Annotated in this window: 7 protein-coding genes and 1 riboswitch; of the genes, 2 read left to right on the top strand and 5 right to left on the bottom strand. The window is 68.8% G+C overall.

What is annotated here, in order from left to right; all coding sequences use genetic code 11:
• Nucleotides 1-6: 6 nt before the first annotated feature.
• The 5 genes from ileS to AC5Y43_RS03105 form a co-directional block, all read right to left on the bottom strand.
• Nucleotides 7-3,219, bottom strand: coding sequence for an isoleucine--tRNA ligase (gene ileS, locus AC5Y43_RS03125; RefSeq protein WP_499969420.1), 3,213 nt, complete (start codon nucleotides 3,217-3,219; stop codon nucleotides 7-9).
• A gap of 117 nt (nucleotides 3,220-3,336) precedes the next feature.
• Nucleotides 3,337-3,570, bottom strand: coding sequence for an Rv1535 family protein (locus tag AC5Y43_RS03120; RefSeq protein WP_499969200.1), 234 nt, complete (start codon nucleotides 3,568-3,570; stop codon nucleotides 3,337-3,339).
• 275 nt (nucleotides 3,571-3,845) lie between these two features.
• A riboswitch (M-box (ykoK) riboswitch) is annotated at nucleotides 3,846-4,013 on the bottom strand.
• 32 nt (nucleotides 4,014-4,045) lie between these two features.
• Complete coding sequence (locus tag AC5Y43_RS03115; protein ID WP_499969418.1) at nucleotides 4,046-4,717, bottom strand: TetR/AcrR family transcriptional regulator; 672 nt, start codon at nucleotides 4,715-4,717, stop codon at nucleotides 4,046-4,048.
• Nucleotides 4,718-4,722: 5 nt separating this feature from the next.
• Nucleotides 4,723-5,844, bottom strand: a complete 1,122-nt coding sequence (locus tag AC5Y43_RS03110; RefSeq protein WP_499969197.1) for an NAD(P)H-dependent flavin oxidoreductase — start codon at nucleotides 5,842-5,844, stop codon at nucleotides 4,723-4,725.
• A gap of 52 nt (nucleotides 5,845-5,896) precedes the next feature.
• Nucleotides 5,897-6,466, bottom strand: a complete 570-nt coding sequence (locus AC5Y43_RS03105) for a carboxymuconolactone decarboxylase family protein (protein ID WP_499969416.1) — start codon at nucleotides 6,464-6,466, stop codon at nucleotides 5,897-5,899.
• A gap of 824 nt (nucleotides 6,467-7,290) precedes the next feature.
• Here AC5Y43_RS03105 and pks2 point away from each other — a divergent pair.
• Both pks2 and AC5Y43_RS03095 read left to right on the top strand, forming a co-directional pair.
• Nucleotides 7,291-13,578, top strand: coding sequence for a sulfolipid-1 biosynthesis phthioceranic/hydroxyphthioceranic acid synthase (gene pks2, locus AC5Y43_RS03100; RefSeq protein ID WP_499969192.1), 6,288 nt, complete (start codon nucleotides 7,291-7,293; stop codon nucleotides 13,576-13,578).
• A gap of 190 nt (nucleotides 13,579-13,768) precedes the next feature.
• On the top strand, nucleotides 13,769-15,082 hold the full coding sequence (locus tag AC5Y43_RS03095; RefSeq protein ID WP_499969190.1) for a condensation domain-containing protein: 1,314 nt from the start codon (nucleotides 13,769-13,771) through the stop codon (nucleotides 15,080-15,082).
• Nucleotides 15,083-15,101: the final 19 nt, after the last annotated feature.

Below are 15,101 nucleotides of genomic sequence, written 5' to 3'. Positions count from 1 at the left end.
CGCGGGTCAGACTTTAGCGATCGCCACCCGCACGCCGTCACCGATTTCCACAGCGCCAGCCGGCTCGCCGAACGCGAAGCTGGTGGCCAGGATCTCCCTCGCGATCAGGTCGGCGTGCGCCCGCGCCCAGTCCGCCCGGCCGGCGGGCACGGACATCACCACGCTGATGCGATCGGAGACGTCGAGCCCGGTCGACTTGCGCAGCTCCTGCAACTCGCGGACGCGGTCCTTGGCCCAGCCCTCGGCCTCCAGCTCCGGAGTGACCGTCCCGTCCAGCACGACGAGTCCGGACCCGTCGGGCAGCGCCGCGGTGTAATCCGGATCCGCCGCCACCAGGCGCGAGCTGTACTCCTCGGGCTGCAGCACCGCGGTCCCGGCGGTCAGGGTGCCATCGGGGTTGACGACGCCCTCGCCGGCCTTGACCACCTTGATCGCGGCCTGCACGTCCTTGCCCAGCCGCGGGCCGGCCACTCGCGCGTTGACGGTGAGCTCGAAGCGGCCGTAGGTGTCGATCGCGTCGGTCAGCTCGACGCGCTTGACGTTGAGCTCGTCGGCGATCAGGTCGGCAAACGGCTCGAGCCGCTGCGGATTCTCCACGGCCACCGTCAGTTTCGGCAGCGGTAGGCGCACCCGCAGCTTCTTGGCCTTGCGCAGCGACGACGCGGCCGAACACACCTCCCGGACCTGATCCATCGCGGCCACCAGATCGGGGTCGGCGGGCACCACGTCCGCTTCGGGCCAGTCGGTCAGGTGCACCGAGCGCTCACCGGTCAGGCCCCGCCAGACGATCTCCGTCACCGACGGCAACAGCGGGGCGGCCAGCCGGGCGGCCACCTCCAGCACGGTGTGCAGGGTGTCGATCGCGTCGGCGTCTTCCTCCCAGAACCGCGACCGCGACCGCCGCACATACCAATTCGTCAGCGCCTCGGTGAACAGCCGCAGCTGCTCACACGCGCCGGAGATGTCGCACGTCTCCATCGACTCGGTGAGATCGTCGCGCAACTCGGCCAGCTTGGCCAGGATGTAGCGATCCAGCACATGAGCCGAATCGACCCGCCAGGTACCGACTTTGGGCGCGTACAACGCCAGGAAGGTGTAGGCGTTCCACAACGGCAGCAGCACCTGCCGCACGCCCTCGCGGATGCCCTGCTCGGTGACGACCAGGTTGCCGCCGCGCAGGATCGGCGACGCCATCAAAAACCATCGCATCGCGTCGGAGCCGTCGCGGTCGAACACCTCGGAAACGTCGGGGTAGTTGCGCAGCGACTTGCTCATTTTCTGGCCGTCGGAGCCCAGCACGATCCCGTGCGCCACACAGGTTTTGAATGCCGGCCTATCGAACAGCGCGGTGGCCAGCACGTGCAGCGTGTAAAACCAGCCGCGGGTCTGCCCGATGTACTCGACGATGAAGTCGCCGGGATAGTGCCCGTCGAACCAGTCGTGATTCGAGAACGGGAAATGCACCTGCGCGTACGGCATCGATCCCGAGTCGAACCACACGTCGAGCACATCGGGGATGCGGCGCATCGTGCTGCGACCGGTGGGGTCGTCGGGGTTGGGCCGGGTGAGCTCGTCGATGTAGGGCCGGTGCAGATTGTCCGGCCGCACCCCGAAATCGCGCTCCAGCTCGTCGAGGCTGCCATACACGTCGATGCGCGGATACGCCGGATCGTCGGACTTCCACACCGGAATCGGCGTGCCCCAGTAGCGGTTTCGCGAAATCGACCAATCGCGGGCGCCGGCCAGCCACTTGCCGAACTGGCCGTCCTTGACGTGCTCGGGATACCAGGTGATCTGCTGGTTGAGCTCCACCATCCGGTCGCGGAACTGCGTCACCGCGACGAACCACGACGACACCGCCCGGTAGATCAGCGGATTGCGGCACCGCCAGCAGTGCGGGTAGGGGTGCTCGTAGGTCTCGTGGCGGACCAGCACCGCCCCGTTTGCCGCCGCCGGGCCGGCGCCGTTCTTCAGGTCGCGGATGATCTGCGCGTTGGCGTCAAAGACGTGCTGCCCCTGATAATCCGGGACCGTGGCGTCGAAGCGGCCGTTGGCGTCGACCGGCGTCACCGGCGCGATGCCGGCCGCGTCCCCGACCGCCATGTCGTCCTCGCCGTAGGCCGGCGCCATGTGCACGATGCCGGTGCCGTCCTCGGTGGTGACGAAGTCGCCGGCCAGCACCCGAAAAGCGTTGGGCGCGTCCATGAAATACGGGAACGGCGGCACATAGCTCATCCCCAACAGCGAAGACCCGCTGTAGGTGCCCAGCACCTCCGGGTGTTCGGAACCGAACTCACGCGCGTAGGCGCCCAGCCGGGCCTCGGCCAGCACGTAACGCCGCTCCCCCACCCGCACCACGGCGTACGTCACGTCCGGGTTGACGGCGACGGCGAGGTTCGACGGCAGCGTCCACGGCGTCGTCGTCCAGATCAGGAGGTAAGCCCCGTCGAGCGCGCCGCCCACCACGCGGAAACCCACCGTCAGCGCCGGGTCCTGCCGGCTCTGATAGACGTCGTCGTCCATCCGCAATTCGTGGTTGGACAACGGGGTTTCGTCGCGCCAGCAATACGGCAGCACCCGATAGCCCTCGTAGGCCAGACCCTTGTCCCACAGCTGTTTGAACGCCCAGATCACCGACTCCATGTAGGACAGGTCCAGCGTCTTGTAGTCGTTGTCGAAGTCGACCCAGCGCGCCTGGCGCGTCACGTAGGCGCGCCACTCGTCGGTGTAGCGCAACACCGATTCGCGGCAGGCCTCGTTGAACGCGGCGATGCCCATGGCGTCGATCTGGGACTTGTCGGTGATCCCGAGTTGGCGCTCCACCTCGAGCTCGGCGGGCAGCCCGTGGGTGTCCCAGCCGAAGCGGCGCTCCACCTTGTAGCCGCGCATGGTGCGATACCGCGGGACGATGTCTTTGACGTAGCCGGTGAGCAGGTGCCCGTAGTGGGGCAGCCCGTTGGCGAACGGCGGCCCGTCGTAGAACACGTACTCCGGGGCGCCGTCGCGGCGCGCGACGCTGGCCCGGAACGTGTCGTCGCGGGCCCAGTAGTCGAGGACTTCGAGCTCGAGCGCCGGAAAGTCGGGCGCCCCGCCGGCCGGCTTGGGGTAAGTCAACGCGTCGTCTCCCTGTGCCACGTATCTGGCCGGGGACGACGACGCGCCAGGTGCGCGAGCGCCGCGGTACCACCCCGCTTGCCGCGCTCGCGCGCGGCCGCTCATCGAGGGCTGTGACGGGCCCACCCGTTCGGTTCTAGTAAGCCGGGCCGGCTGTTCTTCCGAAGGCTCCCCGGTGATGGCCGGATCGACGCCAGTGCATCAATACTACGGCGTGGGCGCTCACGCCTGGATGTCGAGCAGGCCGACGCGCCACAGCGCCGCGTACACGTGCCGCACGCCGACGGCCAGCAGGTGAGCGGCGCCGTCCACCAGCGGGTCGGTGATGACGATGGTCCGGCTCTCGACGCGGCGCGCCGCGGGCCGGCAAACCTGAGTCGTGTCGTCGTCGCGCACCACCGTCAGCTTGGGCGCGGGTACTGCGGTCACGACTTCGTCGTGCAGGGCTGCGGTCATGGTCTTCTCCTAGAAGCGGAATCGGGAAGCGAGAACTCGATCAACTGAGTTGTCTCGGGGCGATTCCGGGCCCAAAACGCTTGGCCGCGAAGCTGATCAGCTAGCCGCGAACGTCGCGCCGGAGACCGGATCGGGACGAGACAACGCCCGGATTTCGACCCGGACTATCGCTGGAACTCATACGTCCCTCACCTCCTCGACGTCACGACGGCGCGCGGCTGCCCGCGCGATGTGCGCGCACCGCAAGGAGCACAGAATCCGGCGACCGCCGGAGAACCGCACCCCTCTCGTCAGAGCTTCGGCACTACACGACGTGTCCGTTACCGGAAGCCACCTGGGCTCAACCCTTAAGCCGGGAGGAGCTGTCCTGACCCGGGGCGTCTTTGGACGTTCGGGGTCAGTGGCCTGTATTCGTGTAGAAGCCTCACCTAACGAGGTGCTACCCGACCGATGATGCACGACGGGCAGGGCATGGTCAAATCCCGCCGAGCGTCGTGTCGGAATCTTGACCCGCGCGCGGGCGCAGCCCGTCGAGCACCAGGGCGACGACGAAATCGGCCACCTGAGCTGCGGTGACGTCGTCGTCGGTGCTCAGGCGGCGGTGCGCGAGCTGCCCGACCAGCGCCGCCAGCGTGTACGCCACCATGCGCGGCGGGGCCGCCACCACCTCGCCGCGCTCCTGGGCGGCGACGACGAAGGCTTCGATGTCGTCGATGAACCGCTCGTAGATGCCGCCGAGGTGCCGTTCGAAGCGCTCGCCCAGCGCATACGGGTCGCGCAGCAGCAGCTTGACGGTGGCCTTGTCGGACTCGAAGAACTCCAGCGTCGCCCGCACTGCGACCCGCAGCGGCTTTTCTTCCCCGAAGCTGCGCGCCGGGACGCCGAGCGCGGCCAGTGCCGAAGCGACATGGGCGCGCAGCGCCCCCTCCTCGGCGGCCATCAACGCGTGAAAGAGCTCGTCTTTGGAGTCGAAGTACCAGTAGACCGAGCCGTAGGACAGGCCGGCGCGCTTGGCGATGTCGGCGATCGTCGTCGCATGAAAACCCTTGCGCGCGAACACTTCCTTGGCCGCGGCCATGATCTGCTCGCGCCGCTGCGACTTCTCCTCGGCGCTGACCGCGCGACGACGGCGGGTGCCTCGGACCAAATCGGTCACGTATCGACCAGGCCGTCGAGTTGCCCGATGGTGTCGATGAACTCCTCCACCATGTCGAGCACCACCGAGCGCGCCGGGCGAACCCGGTCGAGCGAGCCGACAACCTGGCCGACGAAGTAGGTGGCCAGCTCCGCGGCCCTGGAGTCCGGGTGCGTCGCGGCCTGATTGATGCGCACCTGGGAGTCGGTGACGAGCGCGGTCTGCAGCGGCATCCCGAGCGGATCGGGGGTGTCCGGGCGCGCCCACTCGTCGGTCCAGGCGGTGCGCAGCATCCGCGCCGGCTTGCCGGTCATCGACCGCGACCGCACGGTGTCCGAGGAACTGGCCGTCAGGAACTTGTCCCTGACCGCCGGGGTCGTCTCCGCCTCTTCGGTGGTCAGCCACACCGACCCGCACCACACGCCCGACGCCCCCAGCGCCAGCGCGGCGGCGACCTGCCGGCCGCGGGCGATGCCGCCGGCCGCCAGCACCGGCACCGGCGCCACGGCATCTACCACTTCGGGGACCAGGACCATGGTCGCCACCTCGCCGGTGTGGCCGCCGGCCTCGGTGCCCTGGGCGACGATCAGGTCGACGCCGGCGGCGGCGTGCCGCTGCGCGTGTCGGGTGGTGCCGGCCAGCGCCGCCACCAGGACGTCGTGGCCGTGGGCCCGCTCGACGAGGTCGGCGGGCGGTGGCCCGAGCGCGCTGGCGATCAGCCGGATGTCGTGGGCGAACGCGACCTCGAGCAGAGGCTCGTAGCCCTTGGGCGAGATGTTCAGGGAGCCGGGCACCCGCTGGCCGTCCGTGCGCGCCGGGATGCCGTAGCGGTCCAGGATGTCGTCGACGAACGCGCGGTGCTCCTCGGGCAGCAGCTCGGAGACCTGGGTGGCGTCGATCCCCCCTTTGTCGGCGCCGACGTACTTGGGCGGCAGCAGCAGGTCGACACCGTACGGCTTGCCACCGGTCTGCTCCTCGATCCAGGTCAGCTCGTTGTCGAGGCGTTGGGGGCTGTGCGCGACGGCGCCGAGGACCCCGAACCCGCCGGCGTTGGTGACCGCGGCGACCACGTCGCGGCAATGGCTGAAGGCGCAGATAGGAAACTCAACGCCGAGCATTTCGGCGGCTCTGGTTCGCATTTTCCGACGCTAAGAGTTACTGACTGATAAGTCAATCGAGAGTCCGCGCGGCCTACTGCGAGGGCGGCGTACCGTCCGGCGGCCAGCTCGACACGCCGTCTTCCAGCGGGACCTGGAGGCTGTGCAGGATCGACGCGACCATGCGCCACGCCCCGATGGCGGTGACCAGCTCGATGAGCATCGTGGTGTCGCCGCCCAGCTCGCGGGAGCAGGCTTCCCAGCTCGCGGCGCTGACGGCGCCGTCGGCCACCACGTCGTCGGTGGCGGCCAGCACCGCGCGCTCGGCGGGCCCGAAGCCGGCGTATTCCCGCCAATCGCGCACCCCGAGCATGTCGTCGGCGCTCACACCCAGCCGCGACGCGACGCGCCAGTGCTGGGTCCACTCGTAGTCGCACGCGGTGAGCCAGCCGATCCGCATGATCGCCAGCTCGCGCAACCGCGAATCGAGGGCACCGTGCCACAGCATGGTGGCCAGCAGATCGTTGATGGCACGCGCCAGCGGCGGATGGTTGAGCAACACCTGGAAGATGCTGAGTTCGGCCATGTAGTCGGGTACTGCGGCCTCGTCGGCGGCGGCCTTGGCCTCGTCGACCGGCAGTCTGGGCACCCGGGCGGTCATCACGGCCATCGTAGCCAGGTATCGACCGAAAAGCCCGGAGCGACAAGGGCAAACGCGAATCGTGCCGGCCGCCGACGCCGGTCGAGCCAAACGCACGCGGCGCGAATTTCTTTGGCGCACTAACCAATACGGCGGCAAGGCGATCGGTTCAGACCTCCGGAAGCGATCGTGACGAGGGTCACACCGCCGGCAGTGCGCCCCGCCACGCTGATATCGAGCAGATCACGCCGAATCTGCATCGGCATTTAATCGCCGCCTAAGTTGCAATCTTAAAGATTTCGGCGATTTCCTGCGGCGTTTCGCAATAGCCCCTACCATGACCGGATCACGCATCCCTGATGCCAGCGCATCGGCGTGTCCAATTTGGTCTCCGCCGCGGCCGTTCGGGTTCGGGCCGGGACGTGCCGCGCGCCCAACCGGCGAGGCCGCGCAGCCCAGGGGCCGACAGACGCCCGCAATATGACCGGACAGCCTTGCGGCACAGCGCCTCTGGCAGGGACGTGAGTGCAGTTCAGCGGCCAGAATTCGTTCAAAAAGTATGTGTCTGGGCTGTCGGCCAAGCTTGATGTCCGCCGCACCCCGCGGCTCGTTGTTAAATTTTTGTACGATCGCACGAATTTTCCACGCGTAACGTGCTGACCCGCTACGCTGCTGATCGCGCCACGTTCTTACGGCGAGCTTCGATTGCGGGGGTCGGTGGGTTGATTGTGCTTTGCTGCGGAGTTGCAAGCTCGCACAAAAAAATTCGGCGAGATTCTTCGAAGCTCCGAAAAGAGCTGAGCAGCAGTGATAGGAACTTGTGGATAAGCACGGAGAGGTGACAAACAGTGGGTAAGGCGGGCGTTACTCCGGTAGCCGTCATCGGGATGGCATGCCGGCTGCCGGGGGGCATCAACTCACCTGACCTGTTCTGGGAAGCCTTGCTGCGTGGGGACGACCTTGTCAAGGAAATTCCGGCGGACCGCTGGGACATGGACTACTACTACGATCCCGAGCCGGGGGTTCCCGGGCGGTCGGTCTGCAAGTGGGGCTCGTTTCTGGACGACGTCGGCGAGTTCGACACCGACTTCTTCGGCATCACCGAAAAAGAAGCGACCGCGATGGACCCCCAGCACCGGCTGCTCATGGAAACCGCCTGGGAGGCCATGGAGCACGCCGGTCTCACCAAGGACACCATCGCCAAGGAAACCGGCGTTTTCGTCGGGTTGATGCACGACGACTACAAATTCATCCACGCCACCACCGACGCCTTCGACGGCCCCTACGGAAACCCCGGCACGATCTCGAGCATGGCGTCCGGCCGGGTCTCCTACGCCCTGGGGCTGCACGGCCCGGCGTCGACCACGGACACCGCGTGCTCGTCGGGCCTGTTCGCCATCCACCAGGCCTGCCGCAGCCTGCACGACGGGGAAAGCAGCCTCGCGTTCGCCGGCGGCGTCAACGTGATGCTCGAACCGCGCCGGTCCGCCTCGGCGTCCGCCGGCGGCATGCTGTCGGGCACCGGGCACTGCCACGCCTTCGACGTCAAGGCCGACGGCTTCGTGTCCGGTGAAGGTTGCGTGATCGTGCTGCTCAAGCGCCTGACCGACGCGCAGCGGGACGGTGACCGGATCCTGGGCGTCATTCGTGGCACGGCGGCCAACCAGGACGGCCACACCATGAACATCGCGATCCCGTCGGCCGACGCGCAGTCGCAGGTGTACCGCGCCGCGTTGACCGCCGCGGGCGTGGAGGCGCGCAGCGTCGGCATGGTGGAGGCGCACGGCACCGGCACCCCGGTGGGCGACCCGATCGAATACTCAAGCCTCGCCGACGTATACGGCACCGACAACCCCTGCGTGCTCGGGGCGGCGAAGACCAATTTCGGGCACACGCAGGCCGCCGCCGGCGCGCTCGGGCTGATGAAGGCCGTCCTGGCCGTCCAGCACGGCGTGGTCCCGAAGAACCTGCATTTCGAGGCCCTGCCCGACGAGATGGCCCGCATCGACACGGGACTCTTTGTGCCGCAAGAGAACACGCTGTGGCCGCTGGAAGCTGACCAACCGCGCCGCGCGGCGGTGTCGGCGTACGGACTTTCCGGCACGAACGTGCACGCCATCGTCGAACAGGCTCCCGCGCCGCTGTCGCCCAACGGCGTGGTGACCAAGCCCGGCCACGACGGCACGATGCTGTTCCCGCTGTCGTCCTCGTCGGCCGAGGGGCTACGCGACACCGCCGGGCGGCTGGCTGACTGGGTCGAGGCGCACACAGCCGACCTGGCCACGCCCGACCTGGCCTACACGCTCGCGCGCAAGCGCGGGCACCGCTCGGTGCGCACGGCCGTGCTGGCCCGCGACAACGCCGAGCTGGTGCGCGAGCTGCGCGAGCTCGCCGACGGCGACGGCCTCTACCAGGACGTGGTGGGCCAAGAGGAGCGCGGGCCGGTCTGGGTGTTCTCCGGGCAGGGCTCGCAGTGGGCGGCGATGGGCGCCGACCTGCTGGCCAACGAGCCCGCCTTCGCGGCCGCCATCGCCGAGATCGAGCCGCTGATCGTCCAGGAGTCCGGCTTCTCGGTGACCGAGGCGCTGACCGCTCCGGAGAAGGTCACCGGCATCGACCGGATCCAGCCGACGATCTTCGCCATGCAGGTCGCCCTGGCCGCGACGATGAAGTCCTACGGGGTCCGGCCCGGCGCGGTCATCGGCCACTCGATGGGCGAGTCCGCGGCGGCCGTCGTCGCCGGCGCTTTGTCCCTGCAGGACGGCGCGCGGGTCATCTGCCGCCGCTCGCGACTGATGACCACGATCGCCGGCTCTGGCGCGATGGCATCGGTGGAACTGCCTGCGCAGCAAGTGCTTTCGGAGCTGATGGCCCGCGGCGTCGACGATGCCGTCGTCGCGGTGGTGGCCTCGCCGCAGTCCACCGTGATCGGTGGCGCCACCGAGACGGTCCGCGAGCTGGTCGCGGTGTGGGAGCAGCGCGACGTGATGGCGCGCGAGGTGGCCGTCGACGTGGCCTCGCACTCCCCGCAGGTGGACCCGATCCTCGACGAGCTCTACGACGTGCTGGCCGAGATCGAGCCGCTGACGCCGGAGATCCCGTACTACTCGGCCACCTCGTTCGACCCGCGCGAGGAGCCCTACTGCGACGCCAACTACTGGGTGGACAACCTGCGCCACACGGTGCGGTTCTCCGCGGCGGTGCACGCCGCGATGGAGGACGGCTACCGGGTCTTCGGCGAGCTGTCACCGCACCCGCTGCTGACCCACGCCGTCGACCAGACCGCGCGCAGCCTCGACATGACGGTGGCCGCGCTCGCCGCGATGCGGCGCGAACAGCCCATGCCCCACGGGCTGCGCGGCTTCCTCGGCGACCTGTTCGTCACCGGTGCGGCCGTTGACTTTTCGGTTCTCTACCCGCACGGGCACCTCGTCGACTCGCCGCTGCCGGCCTGGACGCACCGCAGCCTGCTGCTGAGCCGCGACGGCCACAGCTCCCGCGCGCTGGCTTCCAGCGTCGCCGTGCACCCGCTGATGGGCCAGCACGTGCGCCTGCCCGAGGAGCCCGAGCGCCACGTGTGGCAGGCCGAGATCGGCACCGAGACGCTGCCCTGGCTGGCCGACCACCAGGTCCACGGCACGGCCACCCTGCCGGGCGCGGCGTACTGCGAGATGGCGCTGGCCGCCGCCCGCAACGTCTTCGGCGAGGCCTCCGAGGTGCGCGACGTCCGCTTCGAGCAGATGCTGATGCTCGACGAGCAGACGCAAGTCAGCCTCACCGCCACCGCCGAGGTGCCCGGGGCGCTGAACTTCGCGGTCGAGACCAACGAGGACGGGATGCAGGCGCGGCGGGCGTCCGCGGTGCTGCACGAGCTGCGGAACGCCCCGGAGGCCGCCGAGCGCCCCGCCGCGGTGGACATCGAGGCGCTGCTCGCGGCGCACCCGAGTCGCTTGGCGGGCAACGACCTTCGCGACGTGATGGACCTGTGCGGCATCCAGTACGGCCCCGCCTTCACCGGCCTGGACGCCGCGCACACCGCCGAGGGGACCGGCACCACGGTGCTGGCCGAGATCGGCCTGCCCAGCGTGATCCGGACCCAGCAGACCAACTACGGCGTGCACCCCGCACTGCTGGACGCGTGCTTCCAGTCGGTCGCCGCGCACCCGAGCGTCGCCAACGCCAGCCTCGGCGGCCTGCTGCTGCCGCTCGGCGTCCGCCAGCTGCGCGTCCATGGTCCCGTCAGCACCGCCCGCTACTGCTACTCGCGGGTGACCGCGGCCACCGGCGGATCCGTCGAGGCCGACCTGGACATCCTGGACAAGCAGGGCAACGTGCTGCTGGCCGTGCGCGGCCTGCAGATGGGCACCGGCGTCTCGCCCAGCGGGGAACGCGCCCGCGTGATGGCCGACCGGCTGCTGACCGTGGAATGGCAGCAACGCGAGCTGCCCGAGGCGACGGTCGCCGAGACCGGGGCGTGGCTGCTGGTCAGCACCTCCGACGCGGCCGACCTGGTGGCGGCGGCCTACACCGACGCGATGAAGCTGCACGATGCGCAATGCACCTCCCTGTCCTGGCCCGTGCAGGCCGACCACCCGCTGATCGCCGAGCGGCTGCGCGCCGAGGTCGAAAAGGGCGGCTACGCCGGGGTCGTGGTGCTCACCGAGCCCAAGAATGGCAACCCGGACGACGAAAGCGCCACGCGCGGAAGCGATTACATCCACCACCTGGTGCGCATCGCCCGCGAGCTGCCCGAGCTCGAAGGTGAGTCGCCGCGACTGTACGTCGTGACCCGCGGCGCCCAGAAGGTGCTCTCGGAGGACGTCCCCAACCTCGACCAGGGCGGCCTGCGCGGCCTGCTGCGGGTGATCGGTTCGGAGCACCCGCACCTGCACACCACCCACATCGACGTCGACGAGCAGACCGGCGCCGAGCAGGTGGTGCGCCAGTTGGTGATGACGGGACCGGGCGAGGACGAGACGGCCTGGCGCAACGACGAGTGGTACGCCGCACGGCTGTGCCCCACCCCGTTGCGGCCCGAAGAGCGGCTGGCCACCATCGCCGACCACGAGCGCGACGGGATGCGCATGCAGATCCGCATGCCGGGTGACCTGCAGACGATGGAGTTCGCCGCGTTCGACCGGGTTCCCCCGGGCCCCGGGCAGATCGAGGTCGCGGTCACCGCGTCGAGTATCAACTTCGCCGACGTGCTCAACGCGTTCGGCCGCTACCAGAGCCTGGACAACATCCTGCCCAAGCTGGGCACCGATTTCGCCGGTGTGGTCACCGCCGTCGGGCCCGACGTGACCAGCCACCAGATCGGCGACCGCGTCGGCGGCATGTCCCCCCACGGCTGCTGGGCCACGTTCGTCACCTGCGACGCGCGCCTGGCCACCCCGCTGCCCGACGGGCTGACCGACGCCCAGGCGGCCGCGGTGACCACCGCGCACGCCACCGCGTGGTACGGCCTGAACGACCTGGCCCGCATCCGCACCGGCGACAAGGTGCTGATCCACTCCGGAACCGGTGGCGTCGGGCAGGCCGCGATCGCGATCGCCCGCGCCGCGGGCGCCGAGATCTTCGCCACCGCCGGCAGCGAGGGCCGTCGACAGCTGTTGCGCGACATGGGAATCCAGCACGTCTACGACTCGCGCACGGTCGAGTTCGCCGACCAGATCCGTCGCGACACCAACGGCTACGGCGTGGACATCGTGCTGAACTCGGTGACCGGTGCCGCGCAGCTGGCCGGGCTCAAGCTGCTCGCGCTCGGCGGGCGGTTCGTCGAGATCGGCAAGCGCGACATCTACGGGGACACCAAGCTGGGTCTCTTCCCGTTCCGCCGCAACCTGGCGTTCTGGGGCGTCGACCTGGGCCTGATGTCGGTCAGCCACCCGCAGCAGGTCAGCGAGATCCTGTCCAACGTCTACCGGTTGACCGCCGAGGGCGTGCTGCCGATGCCCGAGAGCACGCACTACCCACTTGCCGAGGCGGCCACCGCGATTCGCGTGATGAGCGCGGCCGAGCACACCGGCAAACTCATCCTCGACATCCCGCAGGCCGGGCGCAGCAGCGTGGTGCTGCCGCCGGAGCAGGCGCCGGTGTTCCGCAAGGACGGCTCCTACATCATCACCGGTGGCCTGGGCGGCCTCGGTCTGTTCCTGGCCGAGAAGATGGCCGCCGCCGGTGCGGGCCGCATCGTGCTCAGCTCGCGTTCGCAGCCCACCCTGAAGACGCTTGAAACGATCGAGCTCGTCCGAGCGATAGGTTCTGACGTGATCGTGGAGTGCGGCGACATCGCCGCTGCCGACACCGCGGAGCGGTTGGTCGCCACGGCCACCGCCACCGGGCTGCCGCTGCGCGGCGTGCTGCACGCGGCCGCGGTGGTCGAGGACGCCACGCTGGCCAACATCACCGACGAGCTGATCGACCGCGACTGGGAGCCCAAGGTTTACGGCGCGTGGAACCTGCACCAGGCCACCGCATCCGCGGACCTGGACTGGTTCTGCCTGTTCTCCTCGGCGGCCGCCCTGCTGGGCTCGCCCGGCCAGGGCGCCTACGCCGCGGCCAACAGCTGGCTGGACGCCTTCACCCACTGGCGCCGCGCGCAGGGCCTGCCGGCCACGGCAATCGCCTGGGGGGCCTGGGGCGAGATCGGCCGCGGTGCGGACTTCGCCGAGGGCAGCGGCGCCGCGATCGCACCCGACGAGGGTGCCTACGCGTTCGAGGCGCTGCTGCGCCACGACCGCCCGTACAGCGGCTACGGCCCGCTGATCGGGACACCGTGGATCGCGTCCTTCGCGGAGCGCAGCAAGTTCTTCGAAATGTTCAAGTCCGCGGGCGAAAAGCGGTCGGGTTCAAGCAAGTTGCGCGCCGAACTGTCCGAACTGCCGCTCGAGGAATGGCCCGGACGGTTGCGGCGCCTGCTGGCCGAGCAGATCGGCCTGATCCTGCGCCGCAACATCGATCCCGACCAGACACTGTCCGAATACGGCCTTGACTCCTTGGGCAACCTCGAGTTGCGCACTCACATCGAGGCACAAACTGGTGTCCGAATCACCTCCGCAGACATCACAACGGTGAGAGGATTAGCGGATCACCTGTTCGACAAGCTGGCGCCAAAAGAAAGCGCACCTGCATGACTGATCTCCTGATGGCAAGGTCGCCGTTACTGCAGCGGGTTGGATATAGGAGGAAATCGTGTTCATAGGCGGAGGGTCCGAGCACGACAGCCTGCGGGTTGGAAGCGCCTACGATTGGGACCCCGGGGCGGGACGCGTCGTGACGTGGCAGCCGACACCCGGATCGCTTGCAAAAGCGCGGAACGCACCGGTGAGCGCCGTTCCGGCGAGCTCCATGCAGGCGGGCCACCTTCGTGGCTTCGTCGACTTCCGCGACCGCGGCCTCGACTACTCACGAACGGTCATGGGTTCGTGGGATGTCCCGGGCAAGTGCGACATCCGCGCGATGAGCTACCTGATCAACGCGCACCTGCGCCGCCAGGCGACGTACCACAGCTGGTTCGAATACAACGATGCGCAAAACATCGTCCGGCACACCATCAAGAACCCCAGCGACATCCAATTCGTCGCCAAGGAATACGGCGTGCTGACCAAGCAGCAATGGCACGACCACGTGATGGCCACCCCCGACCCGCTGCAGTGGGATTGCTTCCGGTTCGGCGTCATTCAGTACGAAGACCGTTTCACGCTGTACGCGGTCGTCGACCATCTGCACTGCGACCCGATGCTGCTGTCGGGGCTGTATGTCGAGATCCTGATGAACTACAACTCGATCCTGGAGGGCAAGGCGCCGGTGTCGTTGCCGCCGGCGGCCAGCTATGACGAGTTCTGCGTGCGGGAAAACCAGACGGTGAACTCGATGACGCTGGACTCGCCCGAGGTGCGCACCTGGGTCGAGTTCGCCGAGGCCAACGGCGGCAGCCTGCCCGACTTCCCGCTGCCGCTGGGTGATCAGTCGATCGCGTGCGGCGGTGACGTCCACGTGCAGCAGCTGCTCGGCCCGGACCAGATGATCCAGTTCGAGGCGCTGTGCCAGCGCGCGGGCGCGCGATTCAGCGGCGGGCTGTTCGCCTGCGCGGCCCTCGCGCACTACGAATTGACCGGCGCGGAAACGTATTACGGGCTCACACCCACGGACAAGCGCAAGAGCCCGGCGGACTTCATGACGGTGGGCTGGTTCACCGGTGTGGTGCCGTTCACCGTGCCCATCGACCCCAACTCGTTCGAAGAGACCGCCCGCGCGGCGCAGGCTTCGTTCGACGCGAACATGAACTGCGCGCACGTGCCCTACGACCGCGTGCTGGAACTGGCCCCGTGGCTGAAGAAGGCCGGACCGCAGTTCACCATGATGAGCTACATGGATGCGGGCCTTCCCCCGCTGTCCGGGGTTGTCGCCACCGCGTTGGACGGTGTGAACGCCACCGCGTTCACCGACGGTCGCAGCCCGGCGTACAAGTACTCCACGGTCTTTCGGCTCTTCGACGAGGTCTCCATCATGGTGTCCTACCCGAGCAACCCGGTCGCCCGTGAGTCCGTGACACGCTGGACCGAGCAGTTGAAGTCGGTGTTCGACCGCGTGGTCGCCGGCAGCCTGTCTCCGGTTGCGGTCCGCGTAGCCAGGTAAGCATCCCAGCGCTTCGTTC

The organism is Mycobacterium sp. NGS57, assembly GCF_059812405.1.
The sequence above is the reverse complement of the archived record's forward strand: the minus strand, read 5'-3'. Positions and strand labels throughout refer to the sequence as shown.

Excerpts from the sequence above, each read along its gene's own strand:
- ileS (WP_499969420.1), bottom strand. The coding sequence starts at position 3,219 with ATGAGCGGCCGCGCGCGAGCGCGGCAAGCGGGGTGGTACCGCGGCGCT.
- AC5Y43_RS03110 (WP_499969197.1), bottom strand. The coding sequence starts at position 5,844 with ATGCGAACCAGAGCCGCCGAAATGCTCGGCGTTGAGTTTCCTATCTGC.
- AC5Y43_RS03120 (WP_499969200.1), bottom strand. The coding sequence starts at position 3,570 with ATGACCGCAGCCCTGCACGACGAAGTCGTGACCGCAGTACCCGCGCCC.